This window comes from Dongia sp., assembly GCF_041910485.1.
Classification (GTDB): domain Bacteria; phylum Pseudomonadota; class Alphaproteobacteria; order Dongiales; family Dongiaceae; genus Dongia.
This window is the reverse complement of sequence record NZ_JAYRQR010000035.1, coordinates 229,840-249,471: the sequence shown is the minus strand read 5'-3', so window position 1 is coordinate 249,471 and position 19,632 is coordinate 229,840. Positions and strand designations below refer to the sequence as shown.

Annotated in this window: 17 protein-coding genes; 10 read left to right on the top strand and 7 right to left on the bottom strand. The window is 62.4% G+C overall.

Going from position 1 to position 19,632, the window contains the following annotated elements; translation table 11 throughout:
* Positions 1-22 precede the first annotated feature (22 nt).
* From ACE3PP_RS12010 to ACE3PP_RS11995, 4 genes are all read left to right on the top strand, one after another.
* A complete protein-coding gene (locus ACE3PP_RS12010; protein WP_374382459.1) occupies positions 23-1,507 on the top strand; it encodes a PAS domain S-box protein in 1,485 nt (494 codons plus the stop codon).
* A gap of 209 nt (positions 1,508-1,716) precedes the next feature.
* Complete coding sequence (locus ACE3PP_RS12005) at positions 1,717-2,601, top strand: DMT family transporter (protein ID WP_374382456.1); 885 nt, start codon at positions 1,717-1,719, stop codon at positions 2,599-2,601.
* A 196-nt stretch (positions 2,602-2,797) separates the two neighbouring features.
* Positions 2,798-4,048 carry a hypothetical protein gene (locus ACE3PP_RS12000; protein WP_374382453.1) on the top strand — a complete coding sequence of 417 codons (1,251 nt, stop codon included), beginning with the start codon at positions 2,798-2,800 and terminating at the stop codon, positions 4,046-4,048.
* A 717-nt stretch (positions 4,049-4,765) separates the two neighbouring features.
* Entirely contained in the window at positions 4,766-6,907 is a 2,142-nt protein-coding gene (locus ACE3PP_RS11995; protein WP_374382450.1) for a methyl-accepting chemotaxis protein, read from the top strand.
* A 64-nt stretch (positions 6,908-6,971) separates the two neighbouring features.
* Here the strand turns inward: ACE3PP_RS11995 and ACE3PP_RS11990 are convergent, their stop codons facing one another.
* Both ACE3PP_RS11990 and ACE3PP_RS11985 read right to left on the bottom strand, forming a co-directional pair.
* A complete protein-coding gene (locus ACE3PP_RS11990; RefSeq protein ID WP_374382447.1) occupies positions 6,972-8,252 on the bottom strand; it encodes an MFS transporter in 1,281 nt (426 codons plus the stop codon).
* A 32-nt stretch (positions 8,253-8,284) separates the two neighbouring features.
* Entirely contained in the window at positions 8,285-9,898 is a 1,614-nt protein-coding gene (locus ACE3PP_RS11985) for a GMC family oxidoreductase (protein WP_374382444.1), read from the bottom strand.
* A 127-nt stretch (positions 9,899-10,025) separates the two neighbouring features.
* On the opposite strand from ACE3PP_RS11985, the gene ACE3PP_RS11980 reads away from it, so the two are divergent.
* The gene (locus tag ACE3PP_RS11980) at positions 10,026-10,805 is read left to right on the top strand and encodes an IclR family transcriptional regulator (RefSeq protein WP_374382441.1); all 780 of its coding nucleotides are present in this window, start codon (positions 10,026-10,028) and stop codon (positions 10,803-10,805) included.
* A 35-nt stretch (positions 10,806-10,840) separates the two neighbouring features.
* Here the strand turns inward: ACE3PP_RS11980 and ACE3PP_RS11975 are convergent, their stop codons facing one another.
* The 4 genes from ACE3PP_RS11975 to ACE3PP_RS11960 form a co-directional block, all read right to left on the bottom strand.
* Positions 10,841-11,320 carry a PAS domain-containing protein gene (locus ACE3PP_RS11975; protein ID WP_374382438.1) on the bottom strand — a complete coding sequence of 160 codons (480 nt, stop codon included), beginning with the start codon at positions 11,318-11,320 and terminating at the stop codon, positions 10,841-10,843.
* A 233-nt stretch (positions 11,321-11,553) separates the two neighbouring features.
* Positions 11,554-12,057: a hypothetical protein gene (locus ACE3PP_RS11970; protein WP_374382435.1), complete on the bottom strand. Its 504-nt coding sequence runs from the start codon at positions 12,055-12,057 to the stop codon at positions 11,554-11,556.
* A gap of 108 nt (positions 12,058-12,165) precedes the next feature.
* Entirely contained in the window at positions 12,166-12,621 is a 456-nt protein-coding gene (locus ACE3PP_RS11965; protein ID WP_374382432.1) for an RbsD/FucU family protein, read from the bottom strand.
* 52 nt (positions 12,622-12,673) lie between these two features.
* The gene (locus ACE3PP_RS11960) at positions 12,674-13,585 is read right to left on the bottom strand and encodes a LysR family transcriptional regulator (RefSeq protein WP_374382429.1); all 912 of its coding nucleotides are present in this window, start codon (positions 13,583-13,585) and stop codon (positions 12,674-12,676) included.
* 139 nt (positions 13,586-13,724) lie between these two features.
* Between ACE3PP_RS11960 and ACE3PP_RS11955 the strand changes: the two genes are divergently transcribed.
* From ACE3PP_RS11955 to ACE3PP_RS11940, 4 genes are all read left to right on the top strand, one after another.
* Positions 13,725-14,411, top strand: a complete 687-nt coding sequence (locus tag ACE3PP_RS11955) for a hydrolase (RefSeq protein ID WP_374382426.1) — start codon at positions 13,725-13,727, stop codon at positions 14,409-14,411.
* Between the two features lie 67 nt (positions 14,412-14,478).
* Entirely contained in the window at positions 14,479-16,428 is a 1,950-nt protein-coding gene (locus ACE3PP_RS11950) for an amidohydrolase (RefSeq protein WP_374382423.1), read from the top strand.
* A gap of 1 nt (position 16,429) precedes the next feature.
* Positions 16,430-17,119 (top strand): YoaK family protein, encoded by a 690-nt coding sequence (locus ACE3PP_RS11945; protein ID WP_374382420.1) that lies wholly within the window; start codon positions 16,430-16,432, stop codon positions 17,117-17,119.
* Between the two features lie 92 nt (positions 17,120-17,211).
* Positions 17,212-17,913: a pirin family protein gene (locus ACE3PP_RS11940; protein WP_374382417.1), complete on the top strand. Its 702-nt coding sequence runs from the start codon at positions 17,212-17,214 to the stop codon at positions 17,911-17,913.
* Positions 17,914-17,934: 21 nt separating this feature from the next.
* On the opposite strand, the gene ACE3PP_RS11935 is transcribed toward ACE3PP_RS11940, so the two are convergent.
* Positions 17,935-18,603 (bottom strand): alpha/beta hydrolase, encoded by a 669-nt coding sequence (locus ACE3PP_RS11935; RefSeq protein ID WP_374382414.1) that lies wholly within the window; start codon positions 18,601-18,603, stop codon positions 17,935-17,937.
* A 248-nt stretch (positions 18,604-18,851) separates the two neighbouring features.
* Between ACE3PP_RS11935 and epsC the strand changes: the two genes are divergently transcribed.
* Positions 18,852-19,628, top strand: coding sequence for a serine O-acetyltransferase EpsC (gene epsC / locus ACE3PP_RS11930; RefSeq protein WP_374382411.1), 777 nt, complete (start codon positions 18,852-18,854; stop codon positions 19,626-19,628).
* Positions 19,629-19,632 lie beyond the last annotated feature (4 nt).

The following is a 19,632-nucleotide window of genomic DNA, read 5'->3' as shown; positions in this document are numbered from 1 at the left end:
GCGATCTTGAAAGGAAGAACGGATGGGCGTGATCACATTCAACCGCGACCCGATGGCGATCTACAATTCGCTGCAGCGTTCTCTCGCCGAGATCGAGTTCGATCTCGACGGCAAGATTCTCACGGCCAATGAGAACTTCCTCAGGGTGATGGGCTACACGCTGGCCGAAGTGGTCGGGCGCCATCACAGCATGTTCGTCGATGAAGCCGATCGCAATGCGCCGTCCTATGCCGCCTTCTGGCAGGAATTGCGCAGCGGAAAGCATCAGGTCGCCGAGTTCAAACGTATCCGCAAGGATGGCAAGGAAGTCTGGATCGAAGCCAGCTACAATCCGGTGCTCGATCAGAAGGGCGTTCCCTATAAGGTCGTGAAGTTTGCGACCGACGTCACGGCAAAGCGTCTCGAATATCTCGAACTGCTCGGCAAGGTCGACGCCATTTCGCGCTCGCAGGCGGTGATCGAGTTCGACATGGACGGGCGCATTCTGACGGCCAATGAGAACTTCCTCAACGTGATGGGATATCGCCTCGACGAGATCGTCGGCCAGCATCATTCCATGTTCGTCGATTCCAAATACCGCGGCTCGCCGGAATATCGCGATTTCTGGGCGCGGCTGCGCGCCGGCGAATATGAAGCGGCGCGTTTCCAGCGCGTTGCCAAGGGCGGCCGCACCGTCTGGATCGAAGCGACCTACAACCCGATCCTCGATTTCAACGGCCGCCCCTGCAAGGTCGTCAAGTTCGCGACCGACATCACCGCCCGCATCCAGGCCGTGCTCAAGGTCATGGACGACGTGCTGGCCTCCGTCGGCGAAATGAACGGTCTGGTGACGACCCTGAGTACGGCATCGACCAGCCTCAGTGCCACGGCGCAGAGCGCCGACAATCTGGCCGGATCCGTTTCGACGGCGGCCGAGGAACTCTCCGCCTCGGTCAACGAAATCAGCCGCCAGGTTGTCGAGGCCGCGCGTATCGCCGATGCCGCGGTCAAGAGCGCGCAGGAATCGGGACACATGGTGGATCGCCTCACCGCGGCCAGCGAGAAGGTCAGCAGCGTTACCGGCATCATCAACGAGATCGCCAGCCAGACCAATCTGCTGGCCCTCAACGCGACCATCGAGGCAGCACGCGCGGGCGAGGCCGGCAAGGGCTTCGCCGTGGTGGCGACCGAGGTCAAGGCACTCGCCACCCAGACCGCCAACGCGACCAAGGAAATCCACGGCGAGATCGAGGAGATGAAGGGGGCCAGCGGCCAGACGGCCGCGTCGATCCACCAGATCGAATCCGTCATCAGCGCCGTCAGCGAAGTGAACACGTCGATCTCCGGCGCGGTCGAGGAGCAATCGGCCGCCACCAAGGAAGTCTCCGCCGCCATCGTCGGCGTTGCCGACGCCGCGCGGACGACGGGCAACATGGCCGGCGAACTCACCGAAATCTCCCAAAGCCTCGCCGCCACCGCCGACCTGCTCAAAGCCAAAATGGAGAACTTCCGCAAGCTGATGCAGTAGGGGCGGACGGCGACCCGGCTCCACCCACGCTGTTATGCCTCGGCTTGGCCGGGGCATCCACGAGTTGCTTTCCTCGTGCGGCTATAAACTCGTGGATGGCCCGCCTGAAGCGGGCCATGACGATATGGTAAGGGGCATGATCGTCATGGCCATCGCCGAACATAACGGCTAGATATGGCCAACGCCCTACCACATCAACCGGTCCCCCCATGTCCCCCCAATCCCGCGGCATCGTTTTTTATCTCACCGGTGTCGCACTCTTTGCGGCCAATGATGCGCTCGGCAAGTGGCTCGTCACCGATTACACGGTGACGGAGCTGATGCTGATCCGCTCGCTCGGTGCCGGGTTGTTGCTTATCATGCTGGCGCGTTCGACCGGGGCGACGTTGAAGCTGCCGAAGGGGCAGGGGTGGCTGCATCTGTTGCGCATCGCCTTCCTGGTCGGCGACAGTTTCTCCTTCTATTTCTCGACCAAGGCGCTGCCCTTGGCGGATGTCATGACCTTCTACATGTCCGGACCGCTCATCATCACGGCGGCCTCGGCGCTCCTCCTGAAGGAACAAGTGGGCGTCAGGCGCTGGGCGGCGATCCTGGTGGGCTTCGTCGGTGTCGTCATCGCGCTGCAGCCGACCAGCGCCGCCTTTTCACCTTCGGCCCTGGTGGCGCTGTTCGGTGCGGCCTGTTTTGCCCTGGCGCTAGTCATCACACGGCGGCTGCGCGATTGCCATTGGGTGACCTTGGTCGCCTGGCAGTTCATCGGCTGCGGCCTGGTCGGCGCCGTCACCGCGCCCATCGGCTGGGTGACGCCGAGCCTCCTCGATTTCGCCCTCATGGCGCTGGTCGGCCTCGTTGCCTGCGGCTGCTTCATGCTCATCACCAAGGCCCTGTCGCTGGCCCCCGCCTCGCTGCTGGCGCCCTTGCAATATTCCGCGATCCTCTGGGCCACGATCCTCGGCTGGATCGTCTTTGCCGACACGCCGACACCGCCCATCCTCATCGGCAACCTCCTCATCATCGCCAGCGGCCTCTTCGTCCTCTACCGCGAGCGGGTGAAGAGCCAGCACGTTAACGAGCAGATCGAACCCATTCCTTAAAAGGGACCCGGGCGACGCGCTGCCAATGCCGCAAATTCAGGCAGGCCACGCTCACAATCCGCTGCACAGCTAAAAAAAAGGGTGCATAGTGTAATACGCGCAAAGAGCGTGGAATATCCGCACAATGTAAGAGGCTTCAACTTGTTCTAGACAGGGGGACGACATGACCAGGATCACGCATCGGACTTTCTTGCTGATGGCCAGCGCCATCGTCACCGCGTGCACGCCGATCGTCGGCAGTACCGACCTCACAGCGGGTCTGAACAAAAGCGCGAAGAGCCGCACTGTCCCGGTCATTGACGAGGGTCTCGTCTATCACTTCCCCAAATATCTATATCGTGTCGAAAGCAAGCCGGTTGCGAAGGCAAAACCCGGTAGTGGTGGCGGAGGTTCGACGGGATTTGTGGCGCAAAGTAGTAGCCTCGACGATGGCACGAACAAGAAAAAGAAGGAAAGCGGGGCTGGGGAGGGGCAAGCCGCACAGGATGAAGGTGGGAACAAGGCAAATGGCAAGCCGGCTGAGGCAGCGAATGCCGTGGCTGGTGGTGGCGGATCCGCCGCAACGCCGCCCGCTCGGCCTGATATCGAGAAACCGGTGAGCACCGTGCCAGAGGTGTTCAAGTCACGTATTCCCGGCCCCGATGGATGCCAGTTCGATGCCGAGATCACCGTGACCGGCCCCTATATCGTCGCCGATCCGGACGTCACTCTGCTGCTGACGCAGGAGAGGTCCGCCTTCCGCACTGAGCAGGTCGGTCTCAACATCAGTTCGGACGGATTGCTTGAATCCGCTGATACCATGTCGACCGGCGAACTCGATCAACTCATCAAGATCCTCGCCCAGATCGCCGGCGCGGTCATCACAGGGGTTCCAACAACGTTGCCTGGCCAACAACCCAATGCCCAGGTTAACGAAGCGCTGGCAGCATGTCCGCCGCTCTTCCTTCAAACAAAGGCAAGTGAGATCGACCCGGCGCAAAGCGAGAACTTCGCTCTCGATACCTGGACGGCTGGCACTGTTGAGGCCCTGACCGTGCCGAAATTGGACGACATTGGCGGTGTCTATTACCGTGCCTTGAAGCGCGTGCCAGTCACACTGAAATATGCTGAGGGGGCCGAGTTCACATTCACGGTTCAAGCCGTTGCCGGGCCCATCAGCCATATCAGCTTTAAAGGTTCTCTCTTCTCCGACCAGAACAGCACTTCGGTGCGTTTCGTGAAGGGGGTCCCCGTCAGCTATGACCGCAGCAGCCCCAGCGAGGCGGTGGCCATCGCCAAATTGCCGCTCGATCTGGTCAACGCCTTCCTGCAACTGCCGCTCAGCGTCCTCACCTTCCGGGTCCAGATGGTCACTCAGGAAAGTGCCCTCACTGCCAAGCAGTTGGAGGTCATCAACAATCTGCTGGAAATGAAAAAGAAGGAGTCGGCCCAGCAACCGGCTCAATGAAGTTGGAAATAGTTCCTAATTTGTTCTTGACAAGAATGCTAGGAATGTGGTACTAATATCCTTGCGCCGCCCAACTGCAAGCGGCGCCAAGGATCGGTCCCCTGCTGACGAGGGCCGCTCAGGTGGAATTGTCCGGTTGTACCTTGGCGCAAGCCGCGTTTCATGCGGCGCAGGCCGGGAACCCTGCGCGCCGGGGCGGGTGTCGTTTGCTTTTCTCAAGGGGGCTGTCAGCAGGTCGCCTTGTGGAAGGTCGAGTGGCATCCAGGCGCATCCCGGCCGGTGATTAAACTGGCCCCCCGGATCCAGGGAAACGTTGATCCCCCGCATGGCGCTTTGGCCGGGACAAGACCGCGCTCTTTTGCCGGCAAAGTGGGCCGGTCCGACCGGGCCGCCTCGGTAAACCGGCCCCCCTGATGGAAGCGGGTCAGCCATCCCGTTCTACGGTCCTGCACGGTACAGCGGGCCGCCCTTGGATCGTGGGGTCAAGCGATCTCCTGTCGGCGCGGCAGGTGAAACGCGCCATCTCTGCCCGGACAATTCCACATGATCGGCCGCGAGAGTTCGAAGGAGAGATGAGCGGCGCATTCGCCTCAAATACCGGCGACTACCACGCTGGTATGGCGTCACGAATTTCGTACCTAGGCCTTAATACATTGTTCACGGACCGAACCTAGAAGGGCGTTCCTATCGCTTCATTCGCCTCTCAGGGATGATTCCATGACCAACACTGCCATGCCGACCGCGACTGATTCTTCGACGGCGGCGAAACCGGGCCTCGCGTCGCGTCTGCCCCTTTCCTTCAAGATCCTGCTGCCGATCATGGCGGCGGTGATTTTGGGCTATGTCGCCTCGACCTGGATTTCCTCCAGCCGCAACGGCGCCATCGTCCACGATCTGGCGCTCGACCAGGGCCGCCAGATGGCCGAGGCGCGCGCTGCCGAAATGCAGGCGATGTTCAATGCCAATTACCAGATCGCCTATTCGCTGCGGGACACCTATCTCGGCATGCGCGGCGAGAATGCGTTGACGCGCCAGGGCTTCACCGCGGCGCTGCGCGCGGCGCTCCAGGCCAATCCTGATCTCGTCGGTGTCTGGGCGGGTTTCCAGCCGGACGCTTTCGACGGAAATGATGCGGGTGGCGTCGGCAGCGAAGGCGCTGATGAAACCGGCCGTTACGTGCCCTATGCCTATCCCGACAGTGGGCAGATCAAACTCGACCCGATGAAGTCGCTCGACAAGCAGGATGCCAGCGGCGACTTCTATCAGATCCCCTTCAAGACCGGCGAAGACACGGTACTCGAACCCTATATCTACGCGCTCGCCGGCAAGGACACGCTGCTGGTCAGCCTGGCGACGCCGATCAAGGTCGACGGCAAGGTCATCGGCGTCATCGGCGTCGACATGTCGCTCGAGCAGATGAACCAGGACCTTCTCAAGGTGCGCCCGTTCGGCACCGGTTCGGTTGCCGTTATTTCCAGCGGCGGCCTGATGGCGGCCTCGATCGAGCCCAAGAATCTGGGCAAGCCCTTTACCGGCCTCAGCCCGGCCTTCAAGGCAGCGCTGCCGCGCATCCAGGCCGGCGAGACGTTCGATCTCACCGACTGGTCGAACGCGCTCAACACCAATGTGACGCGCCTCTTCGTGCCGCTCACCATCGGCGAAGTGAAGAAGCCCTGGGGCGTCATGCTCAACCTGCCGGATGACAAGATTATGGCGCCGGTCAAAAGCGTCATGTTCGCCAACATCTTGGTGGCCGCGGTCGTCGTCGTTGTTCTCGCCATCGTCATCATGATCCTGGTGCGTATGGTGGCGGCGCGGCCGGTGAAGTCGCTGACCCTCGCGGTCGATGCACTGGCGCATGGCGACACCCGCGTCACGGTGCCGATGACGACACGCGGCGACGAAATGGGCGTCATGGCGAAGGCGGTCGAGTTCTTCCGCCAGAAGCTCATCGAGGTCGAGGAACTGCGCGTGCGTCAGGCCGAGGTTGAAAAGCAGGCCGATGCCGAACGCCGCCGCGCCATGCTGCAGCTCGCCGACGGTTTCGAAGCCAGCGTCAAGGGCATCGTGCAGACTGTTTCCAGTGCGGCGACGCAGCTTGAGTCGAACGCGCAGTCCATGTCGGCCGTGGCCGAGGAAAGCTCGCGCCAGGCCAGTGCCGTCGCCAACGCGGCGACCGAAGCTTCGCAGAACGTCACCACGGTTGCTGCTGCGTCGGAAGAACTCTCCAGCTCGATCAACGAGATCAGCCGGCAGGTGGCCGAGAGCAGCAACATCACTCGCGTCGCGGTCGATGAGGTGGCAAAGACCGGTCAGACGGTCGAAAGCCTGGCCGTTGCGGCCGAGAAGATCGGCGGCATCGTGCAACTCATCAACGATATCGCCAGTCAGACCAACCTGCTCGCCTTGAATGCGACGATCGAAGCGGCCCGCGCCGGCGACGCCGGCAAGGGCTTCGCCGTGGTGGCTAGCGAGGTGAAGAACCTTGCCACGCAGACCTCGAAGGCGACCGAGGAAATTTCGGGCCAGATCGGCAGCATGCAGGACGTGACCCGGGCGGCGGCGAGCGCGATGGCGCAGATCCGCGAGACGATCAGCCGCATCAACGAGATCTCGTCAGGGATCGCGGCGGCGGTCGAGGAGCAATCGGCGGCGACGCAGGAGATTTCCAACAATGCGCAGCAGGCCGCCAAGGGCACCGATGAGGTGAACCGCAACATCAGCGGCGTCAGCCGTGCCTCCGACGATGCCGGTTCCGCATCGTCTCAGGTCTTGAGTGCGGCCGGCGATCTCTCGCGTCAGTCGCAGGCGCTGGCGGGTGAAGTGGACCGCTTCATCTCGCAAGTCCGCGCCGGCTGATCATTCTTCGGGGTGGGGGAAATGGGCGCAGGGTCGGCATACCGGCCCTGCGCCTTTCCTTTTGTCAGTCGTTCTGCGGCCGCTTGATCGCCATGGCCGAGACCATGCTGACCAGGGCGGCAAAGACGACATAGGCCGCGAGATACGCCGGGTCGCCGCCATTCTCTGTGATGAGATAGGTGGCGATGATCGGCGTGATGCCGGACGCGAAAATGCCCGAGAACTGATAGACGAACGAGATGCCCGTATAACGGACCCGCGCGTCGAACAGATCGGAGAAGAGGGCAGCTTCCGGCCCGTAGCAGATCGCATAGAGGATGCCGAGCGGCACGATGAGACCGATGCCTGCGATGAACGGATCGCCGGTGCCCATCAGCCAGAAGGCCGGGAACGCGACGATGGCGAGCAGCAGCGAGCCCACCGCATAGGTCTTCGGCCGGCCCCAATGGTCGGACAATCTGCCGAAAATCGGGATGGCGGCGATCATGACCAGTGCTGCGATCGTCACCAGCCACAAGGCAGTCGTGCGCGGCATCATGACGGTCTTCGACAGATAGTTGATCGAAAAGACCGCGAAGACGTTGAAGAACACGCCGTCGATATAGCGCGCGCCCATGCCGAGCAGGATGTTCTTCGGATAGGTGCGGATGAGCTCGGCGAAGGGCAGCTTGGCCTCGGTCTGCGTCTCCTTCACCTTGGCGAATTCCGGCGTCTCGACGATCTTCAGCCGGATATAGAGACCGACGATGACGAGAAGGACGCTGGCGAGGAAGGCAATGCGCCAGCCCCAGGCCATGAACTGCTCGTCCGGCAGGAACGAGGCCAGCGCGGTCACGCCGGAGGCCAGACACAGGCCGATCGCAAGACCGATCTGCGGCAGGCTGGCATAGAGGCCGCGCTTGTGGCCCGGCGCATATTCATAGGCCATGAGCACGGCGCCGCCCCATTCGCCGCCGATGCCGATGCCCTGAGCGATGCGCAGCAGCAACAGCAGGATCGGCGCCAGAATGCCGATCTGCTCGTAGGTCGGCAGCAGGCCGATGAGGACGGTGGCAACGCCCATGATCATCAGGGTCATCACCAGCATGTTCTTGCGGCCGAGCTTGTCGCCGAAATGGCCGAAGATGATACCGCCCAGCGGCCGCGCCACGAAGCCGATGGCGAAGGTCGTGTAGGCCAGCAATGTCGAGACGACGGGATCATCCGCCGGGAAATAGAGCTTGTTGAAGACGATGCCGGCGACGATGCCGTAGAGAAAGAAATCATACCATTCGATGGTCGCGCCGATGACACTGGCGAAGACCACCCGCCTTAATTGGCCGGGTGTTGGCTCGTTGGCTTGCATTGCATTCCTCCCGTTGTTTTTGTTTTATGCCGTTACTTCAAGTCCTCTTTGATGAGATCCGCTGCCTTCTCGGCGATCATGATGGTGGGAACATTGGTGTTCCCCGAGACGATGCTGGGCATGATCGAGCAATCGGCGACCCACAGCCGGTCCAGCCCGCGCACGCGGAGGCGCGGATCGACGACACTCTGCGGGTCGTTCTCCGGTCCCATGCGGCAGGTGCCGGCCGGATGAAAGATCGTGGCGCCATGCTGGCGCGCGAAGCCCAGCAAGTCTGCGTCATCGGCCTTGTCACGGCCGGGCAGGAATTCGTCCTCTATCAAATCGGCAAGCGGTGCCGTACCGGCCAAACGCCGCGCGAACTTGATGCCGGCAACGGCGCAGCGGCGATCCGTTTCGGCACTCAAATAGTTGGCGACAATTCTGGGGGCGGCGAGCGGATCGTTCCCAGTCAACCGAATCTCGCCGGTGCTTTCCGGGCGCAACTGACAGACCGACAAAGTGATGCCGGAGAAGTCATGCACCTCGCCACCCGCCATGTCGGCCGAGAGGGTCGCGATATGGAACTGGATGTCGGGCGTTGCCGATTCCGGCAGTACGCGGGTGAAGAGCCCGCCCTGATTGATGCCGATGGCCAGCGGTCCGCTGCGCGAGATGAGCCAGTCGAGGCCGATGCGCATACGCCCCACGAGCGAGCGCAGGGTATCGTTGGTGCTGATGCGCCGGTTGAGCTTGTAGATGAGGCGGAGCTGCAGATGGTCCTGCATGTTGCTGCCGACACCGGGAAGGTCATGGCGGACCTCGATGCCCTGGTCTTTAAGATGCGCCGCCGGGCCGATGCCGGACAGCATCAGCAATTGCGGGGACTGCACGGCACCGGCCGACAAAACAACGCCGCGCCGTGCCTTTATCTGGCGGCGCTGGCCCAGCTGATCATATTCAACGCCATTGGCAAGACGTCCGTCAAAGAGGATGCGCGTCGCCTGCGCGTTGCAGATGATGTCGAGATTGCTGCGTCCCCGCGCCGGCTTCAGATAGGCGACGGCGCTGCTCTGCCGCCAACCGTTGCGCGTGGTGAGGTGGTAGTAGCCGACCCCTTCCTGCGCCGCGCCGTTGAAGTCGCGCGTGCGCGGTACGCCGAGCTTGCCGGCGGCGTCGATCACCGCCTCGATGATCGGATGCGGCTTGGCGATCGGCGTCACATGCAGCGGGCCATCCTTGCCGTGGAGCGGATCGTCGGCGAAGGGCGGGTTGGTCTCAAGCTTGCGGAAATAGGGAAGAACATCGGACCAGCCCCAGCCCGTGTTCCCCATCTGCTGCCAGCGTTCGTAATCCTCATGCTGGCCGCGAATGACGATGAGGCCGTTGATCGAGGAGGAGCCGCCCAGCACGCGGCCGCGCGGCCAATAGATCTTGCGCCCGTTCATCCCGGGCTCAGGCTCCGTGTAGAAGCGCCAGTTGATGCTGGGGTCCCACATCGTCTTGCCATAGCCGATGGGGAGATGGATCCAGAAGTTGCGATCGGGCGGACCAGCTTCGAGCAAGGCAACGCTATATCGCCCGTCCTCGGATAGGCGATTGGCCAAGCAGCAGCCAGCAGAGCCGGCGCCGACGACGATGAAATCGACTTCTGCCTCGACACTCATGGCGGTGTCTTTCTCCCCTGACGGATAGGCTGACCAGATTCCCAGAGTGAGTCAATCGAAAATGAGACGATTTGTCTCAAACACCGAGACGGTGTAAAATAGCTCAAAACGAGGGGAGTGAAGCGCCTTGAGCCCAACAAAGCCGGGTGCGCGGGAGGGAGGCACGGCGGTCGACCGTGGCCTCGATCTGATCGATGCGGTCGCGGCGGCAGGCCGCGCCGTGACCGTGCCGGAGCTGTGTGCACTGCTCGACCTGCCCAAGCCGACAGGGCATCGCCTATGCCAACGCTTGGCGGCCGCCGGGTATCTGGCGCGTGAGCCGGGCGGGCATCACTACACGGTGGGACCGCGGCTCATGCGGCTGGGGCTCAATGTGGTGAAGGGCGGGGCGGGGAGCGACCGGCGCGCGATCCTGCAGCACGTTGTCGATCAAGTGGGCGAGACCTGCAACTTCACGGCCTTGGCCGGCGACGAAGTGATCTATCTGGACCGTGTCGAGGCGCGCTGGCCTCTGCGGCTCCATCTCGAGCCCGGTTCGCGCGTGCCCATCCATTGCACGGCGAGTGGCAAGTTGCTGCTGGCGCATCTCAATGAAGCGCGGCGCGCGCGGCTTCTGAAGAATATCGACTTCTCTCCCTTCACGCCGAACACGATCACCGGCGCCGAGGCCTTCGCTGCCGAACTGGCCGAGATCGTCGCGCGCGGCTACAGCCTCGACCGCGAGGAATTCCTGCTGGGCCTCGTCGCCATCGCCGTACCGGTGCGGGATGCCGGCGGCGAGGTGCTGGCCGCCATCGCCTGCCATGCCCCCAGCGCCCGCTTCAGCTTGATGCGCGCAGTCGAATGCCTGCCGATCTTCAAGGAAGCGGCGCAGGCGTTGGCGGAGACTTTGCCAAGACAGGCGTGAAAGTAGAGGATTTCACTCGGAATCCGATTCATCCATCAACTGTTCGAGAAATCAAAACCGATCAGAATGACGTCAACCTTTTGTCCGTCAGATGCCAGCGGCAGGAGCAGCATGCCGTAGCGGAAATATTCGCTGTTGATGATCACCGACCGGCGCACCATGAGCGGCACGCGTTCGGTCACGCTTCTGGTCAGAATCTTCTGAATGAAAGATCGCGACTGAACGCGCGGGAAATCCTCGACGAAAGTGTTCGTCGGATCGAAGCCGAATTGTTTCACCCAATCTGTGCCGACTAGCCGAAAACGAAAGCGCAGCGGATCGGTGAGCACATCGAACATCACGATGCGGCCGAGAAAGGTGCGCATGTCCAGCGGATCGAAAGATGCGCGCGCCGGCAATCGATCTGCGTCGCAACGTTCCTGCCACATCGACAGCAGCGCCGACAGATCGCCGAGCCCCGCCATGTTCCCATTCGTTGGGACGGTGATGCTGGTATGTTCGTCGAGATCATCCATTTTCGCTACCCACTGGCAGGAAGGCATCGCGGCACTTTCAGAAGACAGATTGTCTGCTGCGAATCCGGTTGCCAAGTGAGAGAGCGGTTTGTGCAGTGCGATTGAGGATCGGATGCCTAGATCGGGTCGATTTTCTGGTGGTGGCGATTGCTGCGATCGGATCGAGCAAACGAAAAGTGCCGACCGGCCCGGGGCCGGTCGGCTTTAGTCACTGACAGAGAAGAACTGCGCGCTCAGTGGGCGTGTTCGCAGGAGACGTCGGGGTTCATGTCGGCGAAGACGCCTTTTGGATTCTTCTTCCAGGCCCAGACGTGAAGTTCATAGAAGGCAGGGAGGCCGTAGCGGTTCGGCGTGTTGGTGAAGCTGAAAAGCTGGCCGCCGAGATTGGCCGGGCCCTTGGTCGCGATATATTCGACAGCGACCAGCTTCATCTTGCCGTCCTTCATCGGTTCGTACATCACGGCTTCGGGCTTATCGAGTTCGACCGTGTCGTTGATGAGGTTGGCGTTGACATAGTGGACACCCATCGCGCCGCCTTCGATGCCGCTGGTGCAGGGGATCGGCGCATAGCCTTCCTTCATCGCGACCTTCACGTCCTCGAAGCGGGAATTGGCCTTGCGCACCTGGTCCGGCAGGCTGCCGGTATCAGAGGCCAAGGCCGAAGCCAGCGTATAGACGGTGCCAACGGTGATCAGCGCCGCGGCGGCAATCCGCGCGGCTGTCTTGCAGGTGCTCAATTTTCATTCTCCCGATGAAGTTTATTGCACGGTGAGCCGCTCGGCCCGCCCAGCCCGGAAACTAGGAGGGTCCGCAGATAGGGGCATCGGGAGGATTCCCTATTTTTGCTATTTCGCTTCGGGCGGGATGACACCCTTGGTCAGCAGGAAGCAGCCGTAGAAGCGGCGCTCGCCGGTGGTGATGACGCAATATGACTTCTTGGCGAGCTCATAGAACGCCATGCGCTCGACGGGGACGAGGGGCCAGGATTTCCCTTCGGCGCGGTCGATTTCGGCCTGCACCTCTTTCTGTACCGCTGGAATTTCGATTGGGTTGCCGACCACTTCCATGCGCATGGCGGCATCGTCGATGAAGGTGTCGAGCGGCATGACGGAGAGAATGGCGCGAACTGCCGCCGCGCTGTCGACTCCGTCGATGCGCAGCAATTTGCCGATGCTGGTCTGGCGCGCAACGGAATCGGCGGGGAAGTTGGTGTCACAGATGACGAGCCGATCGCCGTGACCCATCGCGCGCAGGGCATGCAGCACATCCGCATTGAGCAGCGGGTCGATGTTCTTCAGCACTGATATCTCCTCCCTTTGCTGGTTGATCAACACGCAAGTTAGAGCAAAGCGCTCACTCCACCAAATCCCAATGCGGGCGGGCACCGAAGCGGCCGGCGAGGAAATCGATGAGCGCCCGGACCTTGGGCGAGAGATGGCGCGAATGCGGATAGACGGCATAGATCGCCGTGTCGGTCGGCACGAAGTCGGAGAGAAGTGAAACCAACGCCGAGGCCTGAACGTCGGGCCCGACGATGAAGCTTGGCAAATAGACGAGGCCTAGGCCCTGTAGCGCCGCCGCGCGCAGCACATCGCCATTGTTGGAATGCAAGGGTCCTTTGATCTGGACCGGCCAGGGTTTGCCGTCGGGTCGCACAAAATGCCATTCCGGCACCAGGCTGTTGGTGCTGTAACAGAGGCAGGGATGGCGCTTGATGTCGTCCGGGTCGGTGGGCGTGCCATGCTCCTTGAGATAGGCGGGGCTGGCGCAGAGCATCATGCGGTATTGGCCGAGCTTGCGCGAGATGAGGCTGGAATCCGACAGGCGGCCGACGCGGATCGCGAGGTCAAACCCCTCATCGATGACATCGACATAGCGGTCGTTGAGGGCGAGGTTGAGCTCGACCTCGGGATATTGGGCCAGGAAATCGCGGATGGCCGGGCCGATATGCAAGATGCCGAAGCTCATCGGTGCGCTGACGCGCAGGCGCCCGCGCGGCGCCTCCTGTGACTTGCTGACCGAGAGATTGGCTTCCTCGATTTCAGAGAGGATGCGCGCCACCTGCTCGTGATAGCCGCGGCCTTCCTCGGTAAGCGAGAGGGAGCGGGTGGTACGGTGGAAGAGGCGGACGCCAAGCTCCGCCTCTAGCGCAGCCACCTGCCGGCTGATCAAGGATTTGGAACTTCTGAGGCGCCGCGCCGCTTCGGAGAAGGACTTGGTTTCCGCCACGCGGACGAAAGCCTCCATATTGGCCAGACGATCCATTTGTCTCGCTCCATGCAACAATCATGTTCCAATATATCAGATTGTTGCATCCGATGGCCAGCGGTAGGTTTTCCCCACGAGCACAGAACGCTCCCGACACGAACCCGAAACTGAAACCGCACCGACAGGAGAGACCCCGATGACCAACCCGAAGCTCGAAGTTCTGACCCCGCAGAATTCGCAACTGATCTTCATCGACCACCAGCCGCAGATGGCCTTCGGCGTGCAGTCGATCGACCGCCAGGTGCTGAAGAACAATACGGTGGGCCTTGCCAAGGCGGCGAAGGCGTTCGACATCCCGACCATCATCACCACCGTCGAGACCGAGAGCTTCTCCGGTTACACCTATCCGGAATTGCTGGATGTCTTCCCCGGCAAGAAGGTGCTGGAGCGGACGTCGATGAATTCGTGGGACGATCAGAAGGTGCGTGACGCGCTCGCCGCCAATGGCCGCAAGAAGGTCGTCGTCGCCGGCCTCTGGACCGAAGTCTGCAACACCACCTTCGCGCTCTGCGCCATGCTGGAAGGCGATTACGAGATCTACATGGTGGCCGATGCCTCGGGCGGCACGTCGAAGGAAGCCCATGATTACGCCATGCAGCGGATGGTGCAGGCCGGTGTGGTGCCGGTGACCTGGCAGCAGGTGCTGTTGGAGTGGCAGCGCGACTGGGCGCGTCGCGATACCTACAACCCGGTCATGGACATCGTGCGCGAACATTCGGGTGCCTATGGGATGGGCGTCGATTATGCCTATACGATGGTGCACAAGGCGGCACAGCGCACCGCCACCCCGCACGAAGCGATCGCGCCGGTGAAGGCACAGTAAGAAGAGGGGCGACCGCCGCGATGCCGGCGGTCGCTTCTTTTGTTTCCGCACATCAAAGGAGGTACCGATGCGACGCTATCGCCGCCGTGATATCCTCGCCGCCACTTCAGCTTTGGCACTCGGTTTCAACACCCGCCCACTTCTCGCCCAGGAAACGCCCATGCATCCCGATCTCATACTCGTCAACGGCCGCTTCACGACGCTCGACCGCGCCAACCCGAACCCGGAAGCGGTTGCCGTCACCGACGGCCGCTTCAGCGCAGTGGGCGACGCTCAGGACATTCTGGGCTCGACCGGACCGAAGACGCGCGTGATCGACCTGAATGGCCGGCGCGTCATTCCTGGCCTCATCGACAGTCATCTGCACGTCATCCGTGGTGGCCTCAATTACAATATGGAATTGCGCTGGGACGGTGTGCCGAGCCTTGCCGACGCGCTTGTCATGCTGAAGCGCCAGGCCGAGATCACGCCGCCGCCGCAATGGGTGCGCGTGGTGGGCGGCTTCACCGAACACCAGTTCGCGGAGAAGCGCCTGCCGACCTTGGACGAGATCAACGCCGCCGCACCCGAGACGCCTGTGTTCATTCTGCACCTCTATGACCGCGCACTGCTCAATCGCGCGGCATTAAGAGCCGTCGGCTATACCAAGGACACGCCGAACCCGCCGGGCGGCGAAATCCAGCGCGACGCCAGTGGTGAGCCCACCGGCCTGCTGCTCGCCAAGCCGAACGCGCTCATTCTCTATGCGACACTCGCCAAGGGGCCGAAGCTGCCGCCGGAGATCCAGCTTAATTCGACGCGTCATTTCATGCGCGAGCTCAACCGCCTGGGCGTCACCTCGGTGATCGATGCCGGCGGCGGGTTCCAGAATTATCCCGACGATTACGCCATCATCGAGAAGCTGCACGCCGATGGCGAGATGACCCTGCGCATCGCCTACAACCTCTTCACCCAGAAGGCGGGGCAGGAGCTTGAGGACTTCACCCGCTGGACCAAGATGGTGAAGCCGGGGCAGGGCGACGATCTCTACCGCGTCAATGGCGCGGGCGAGATGCTGGTCTTCTCCGCCGCTGATTTCGAGGATTTCCGCCAGCCGCGCCCGGACATGCCGGACCATATGGAGCGTGACCTGGAACAGGTGGTGCGCCTGCTCGCGGAGAAGCGTTTCCCCTGGCGCCTGCATGCGACCTATAACGAGACGATCGACCGCGCGCTCGATGTGTTCGAGAAGGTCGACCGCGATATTCCGCTCAAAGGCATCAACTGGTTCTTCGACCATGCCGAGACGGTGAGCGATCGCAACATCGACCGCATCGCCAAGCTCGGCGGCGGCATCGCCGTGCAACACCGCATGGCCTTCCAGGGCGAGTATTTCATCGAACGCTATGGTGCCAAGGCCGCCGAAGCGACGCCGCCGATCAAGCGCATGCTGGCGGCGGGCGTCCCCGTTGGCGCCGGCACCGATGCGACGCGCGTTGCCAGCTACAATCCGTGGGTCTCGCTGTCCTGGCTAGTGAGCGGCAAGACGGTAGGCGGCACCAGGCTCTATCCGGCGGCCAACCGTCTCGACCGGTTGGAGGCCCTGCGCCTGTGGACCGAAGCCAACACCTGGTTCTCGAACGAGGAAGGCAAGAAGGGGCACATCAAGGTGGGAGCGCTCGCCGATCTCGCCGTGCTGTCGGGAGACTATCTCACCGTCGCCGAGGATGAGATCGCGCATCTTTCATCGGTGCTCACCTTGCTGGGTGGCAAGGTCGTGCATGGGGCGGGCGATTTTGCGCCGCTGGCACCGGTCCTGCCGCCGGCAGCGCCCGATTGGTCGCCGGTCCGGACCTTCGGCGGCTATCAGGATCGTGCCCAGCAAAACGTGCAGCGCGCGGCAGCGGCCGCCTGCGGCTGTTCGCATGGCTGCGGCGTTCACGGACATGACCATGCGCAGGCACTGACGGCTTCCGTGCCAGCGTCGGACGAGCGGAGCTTCTGGGGTTCGTTCGGTTGCTCCTGCTGGGCGGTGTGAGATGGCGGGCGTTGCTGTGACGAGGCAAGCCTCGCATCCACTGACCGTTGCGGCATTGCTCGCCTTCACCGCGGGCTTTGTCGACACGGTGGGGTTCGTGGCGCTGTTCGGCCTGTTCACTGCGCATGTCACCGGAAACTTCGTGCTGATCGGCGCGTCGCTCATCGATCTGCATGCGGGTCTGCTTACCAAGCTGCTGGCCCTGCCGCTCTTCGTCATCACCGTGGCGCTGACGCGGTTGTTCATCCTCAGGCAGGAGCGGCGGGCGCGCGACGCGGCGATGCCCCTGCTGCTGGGCGAACTACTGTTCCTCGGCCTGTTTCTGGCCTGCGGAAGCGCGCTGGCGCCGTTCGACCATGCGGATTCGGCGGCGGCGATGGTGACCGGTTTCAGCGCTGTGGTGGCGATGGCGATCCAGAACACGGCGTCGCGCACCATCTTCGCCGCCCTCGCACCGACCACGGTCATGACCGGCAATGTGACGCAGATCGTCATCGATCTGGTCGATGTGGCCCTGGTCGATGAACAGAAGGAAGCGAAGGCGCGGTTGCGCAAGATGTCGCCGCCCGTGCTGACCTTCGCAGTGGGGGCACTGACCGGGGCGCTCGCCTATGGATTTGTCGGCTTTGCGGCCCTGGCGGCGCCGATTGTTGCCATAGCCGGCGTCGCCCTAATCTATCGTCCTAAATGATGCAACAATCTTGTTCCAATTGAGGTGATTGTTGCAGGCGGGTGGTGGCCCCAAATTGAGGGTCAACAAGACCCACTCATGGAGAAACGCAGATGACCATCATGCATCGACCGGCCGACGCGCGCGGGCGCGAGACTTTGGACTGGCTGGACAGCCGCCACTCCTTTTCCTTCGGCCATTACTACGATCCGCGCCACATGGGATTCCGCAACCTGCGCGTCATCAATGATGACCGGGTGGCGCCCGGCGGCGGCTTCCCGACCCACGGCCACCGCGACATGGAGATCGTCTCCTATGTCGTCGAAGGGGGCCTCGCGCATCGTGACTCAACCGGTGGCGAAGGCGTGCTGACGCGCGGCGACGTGCAGGCCATGTCGGCCGGTACGGGCGTGCGGCACAGCGAGTTCAATGATTCCCTGAGCGATCCGGTCCGCTTCCTGCAGATCTGGATCATTCCGGAACGCGAAGGCCTGCCCGCCGCCTATCGCCAGGCACGGGTAAGCGATGACGAAAAGCGCAACAAGCTGCGCCTCATCGTGTCGGGCGCGGCGGCCGAGGGCGCCTTGGCGATCAACCAGGATGTGCGCATCTACGCATCATTGCTGGATAGCGGTGCCGAGGTCGCGCACCGGCTTGAGACAGGCCGCGGCGCCTGGGTGCAGGTGGTCGAGGGCGAGATCGATGTGAACGGCACGATTCTGCGCTCAGGCGACGGCATCGGGATTGAAGACGCCGAAAGCGTCACCGTCAAAGCGGTTACCGACAGCGAATTCCTGCTGTTCGACCTGCGATAAAACGCAAAGGCGGCGCCGGGGTTACTTCCCGGCGCGGGCCTTTGCGGCAGCTTCGGGAAGTGCCGTGTCGAGATAGGTGTCGCAGAGACGCGTCAGCTGATCGAGATGCTCGGTGAAGAAATGCGAGGCGCCCGGCACGATCTGGTAGTCGATCTTGATGCCGCGCTGATGGCTGAGCTTCGTCACCAGTTTCTGCACCGATTCCTGCGGGACGACCGAATCCTGGTCGCCCTGGATCACCAGCCCCGAGGAGGGGCAGGGGGCGAGGAAGCTGAAATCGTAGATGTTCGCGGGCGGCGCCACCGAGATGAAGCCGGAAATTTCCGGCCGGCGCATCAGCAGCTGCATGCCGATCCAGGCGCCGAACGAGAAGCCGGCGATCCAGCATTGCGGCGCGTTGGGGTTCCAGGTCTGTAGCCAATCGAGCGCCGCCGCCGCATCGGAAAGCTCACCTTCGCCCCGGTCGAACTTGCCCTGGGAGCGGCCGACTCCACGGAAATTGAAGCGCAGGACAGAAAACCCACGCTGCTGGAAGGTCTGGTAAAGATTGTAGACGACCTTGTTGTTCATCGTGCCGCCATGCTGCGGATGCGGATGAAGCATCAGCGCAATAGGGGCATTGGGCGACCCTGCCTGCTGATAGCGCCCTTCAAGCCGGCCTTCCGGCCCGTTCATGATAATCTCAGGCATTTTTTGTCCAATAACCGATGAATATCAGCAGGTTAGGGGTTTACGGCGCGGTTGCAAAGGCACGCTTAGTTGACAAATGCGAATGGATTGCAGCCGCTCGATCCGTTGGGTTACGACGATCAATACTTGATCGTCATAGTCAGGCATATTATATCACCGACATGGGTGACCCACCGCTGGGGCCCGGGTCCATAGTTGACTTCGTTCGTCAGCCATTGGCCAGAACCGGCGGCGCGCTAATAAACACGATGGCGATGATGTTTTTCAAGAACATTGCGGCTGAGCTTGACGCAATCAAGGCCCGGGACCCCGCTGCCCGGTCGCGCCTGATGGTGGCTCTCACCTATCCGTGTTTCCACGCCATCCTGCTGCACCGCCTGGCGCGGCCGGTCTATCTGGCCGGTTTCCCGACGCTGGCGCGCATCATCTCGCAATTCTCGCGCTTCATCACCGGCATCGAAATTCACCCCGGCGCCCAGATCGGCAAGCGCTTCTTCATCGACCACGGCATGGGCGTCGTCATCGGCGAAACCGCCATCGTCGGCGATGACGTGACGCTCTATCACGACGTGACGCTCGGCGGCATTTCCCCCTCGGTCAATTCGGCGGCCCAGGTCAACCGCAAGCGGCACCCGACGCTGGAAGACGGCGTCATCATCGGTGCCGGTGCCCAGGTGCTGGGCGATATCGTGGTGGGCAAGGGTGCTCGCGTCGGCGGCAATGCGGTCGTCATCAAGAGCGTGCCCGCCAACAGCGTCGCGGTCGGCGTGCCGGCCCGCATCATCATGCCCAAGGAATGCGGCAGCGAGTTCGCGGCCTACGGTCTGCCGACGCAGGACCTGCCCGATCCCGTGGCGCGGGCGATCGAGGGGCTGCTCGATCAGATCTCGCGCCTGCAGGCCCGCATCACCGTTCTGGAATCTGAAGTCGACACTACCGCTAGGGCCAAGGCCGAAGACGGCCTGGTTCCTGAAACCAAGGAACACGACCGGAGCGGCGAGGTTCGCCGGTTCGGTCGGAACTGACGCT

What these genes read in the sequence shown, in the direction of transcription:
- ACE3PP_RS11935 (WP_374382414.1), bottom strand. Translation starts at nt 18,603, where the DNA reads ATGCCTGAGATTATCATGAACGGGCCGGAAGGCCGGCTTGAAGGGCGC.
- ACE3PP_RS11985 (WP_374382444.1), bottom strand. Translation starts at nt 9,898, where the DNA reads ATGAGTGTCGAGGCAGAAGTCGATTTCATCGTCGTCGGCGCCGGCTCT.
- ACE3PP_RS12010 (WP_374382459.1), top strand. Translation starts at nt 23, where the DNA reads ATGGGCGTGATCACATTCAACCGCGACCCGATGGCGATCTACAATTCG.
- ACE3PP_RS11955 (WP_374382426.1), top strand. Translation starts at nt 13,725, where the DNA reads ATGACCAACCCGAAGCTCGAAGTTCTGACCCCGCAGAATTCGCAACTG.
- ACE3PP_RS11950 (WP_374382423.1), top strand. Translation starts at nt 14,479, where the DNA reads ATGCGACGCTATCGCCGCCGTGATATCCTCGCCGCCACTTCAGCTTTG.
- ACE3PP_RS11960 (WP_374382429.1), bottom strand. Translation starts at nt 13,585, where the DNA reads ATGGATCGTCTGGCCAATATGGAGGCTTTCGTCCGCGTGGCGGAAACC.
- ACE3PP_RS11995 (WP_374382450.1), top strand. Translation starts at nt 4,766, where the DNA reads ATGACCAACACTGCCATGCCGACCGCGACTGATTCTTCGACGGCGGCG.
- ACE3PP_RS11975 (WP_374382438.1), bottom strand. Translation starts at nt 11,320, where the DNA reads ATGGATGATCTCGACGAACATACCAGCATCACCGTCCCAACGAATGGG.
- ACE3PP_RS11945 (WP_374382420.1), top strand. Translation starts at nt 16,430, where the DNA reads ATGGCGGGCGTTGCTGTGACGAGGCAAGCCTCGCATCCACTGACCGTT.
- ACE3PP_RS11990 (WP_374382447.1), bottom strand. Translation starts at nt 8,252, where the DNA reads ATGCAAGCCAACGAGCCAACACCCGGCCAATTAAGGCGGGTGGTCTTC.
- epsC (WP_374382411.1), top strand. Translation starts at nt 18,852, where the DNA reads ATGGCGATGATGTTTTTCAAGAACATTGCGGCTGAGCTTGACGCAATC.
- ACE3PP_RS11940 (WP_374382417.1), top strand. Translation starts at nt 17,212, where the DNA reads ATGACCATCATGCATCGACCGGCCGACGCGCGCGGGCGCGAGACTTTG.
- ACE3PP_RS12000 (WP_374382453.1), top strand. Translation starts at nt 2,798, where the DNA reads ATGGCCAGCGCCATCGTCACCGCGTGCACGCCGATCGTCGGCAGTACC.
- ACE3PP_RS12005 (WP_374382456.1), top strand. Translation starts at nt 1,717, where the DNA reads ATGTCCCCCCAATCCCGCGGCATCGTTTTTTATCTCACCGGTGTCGCA.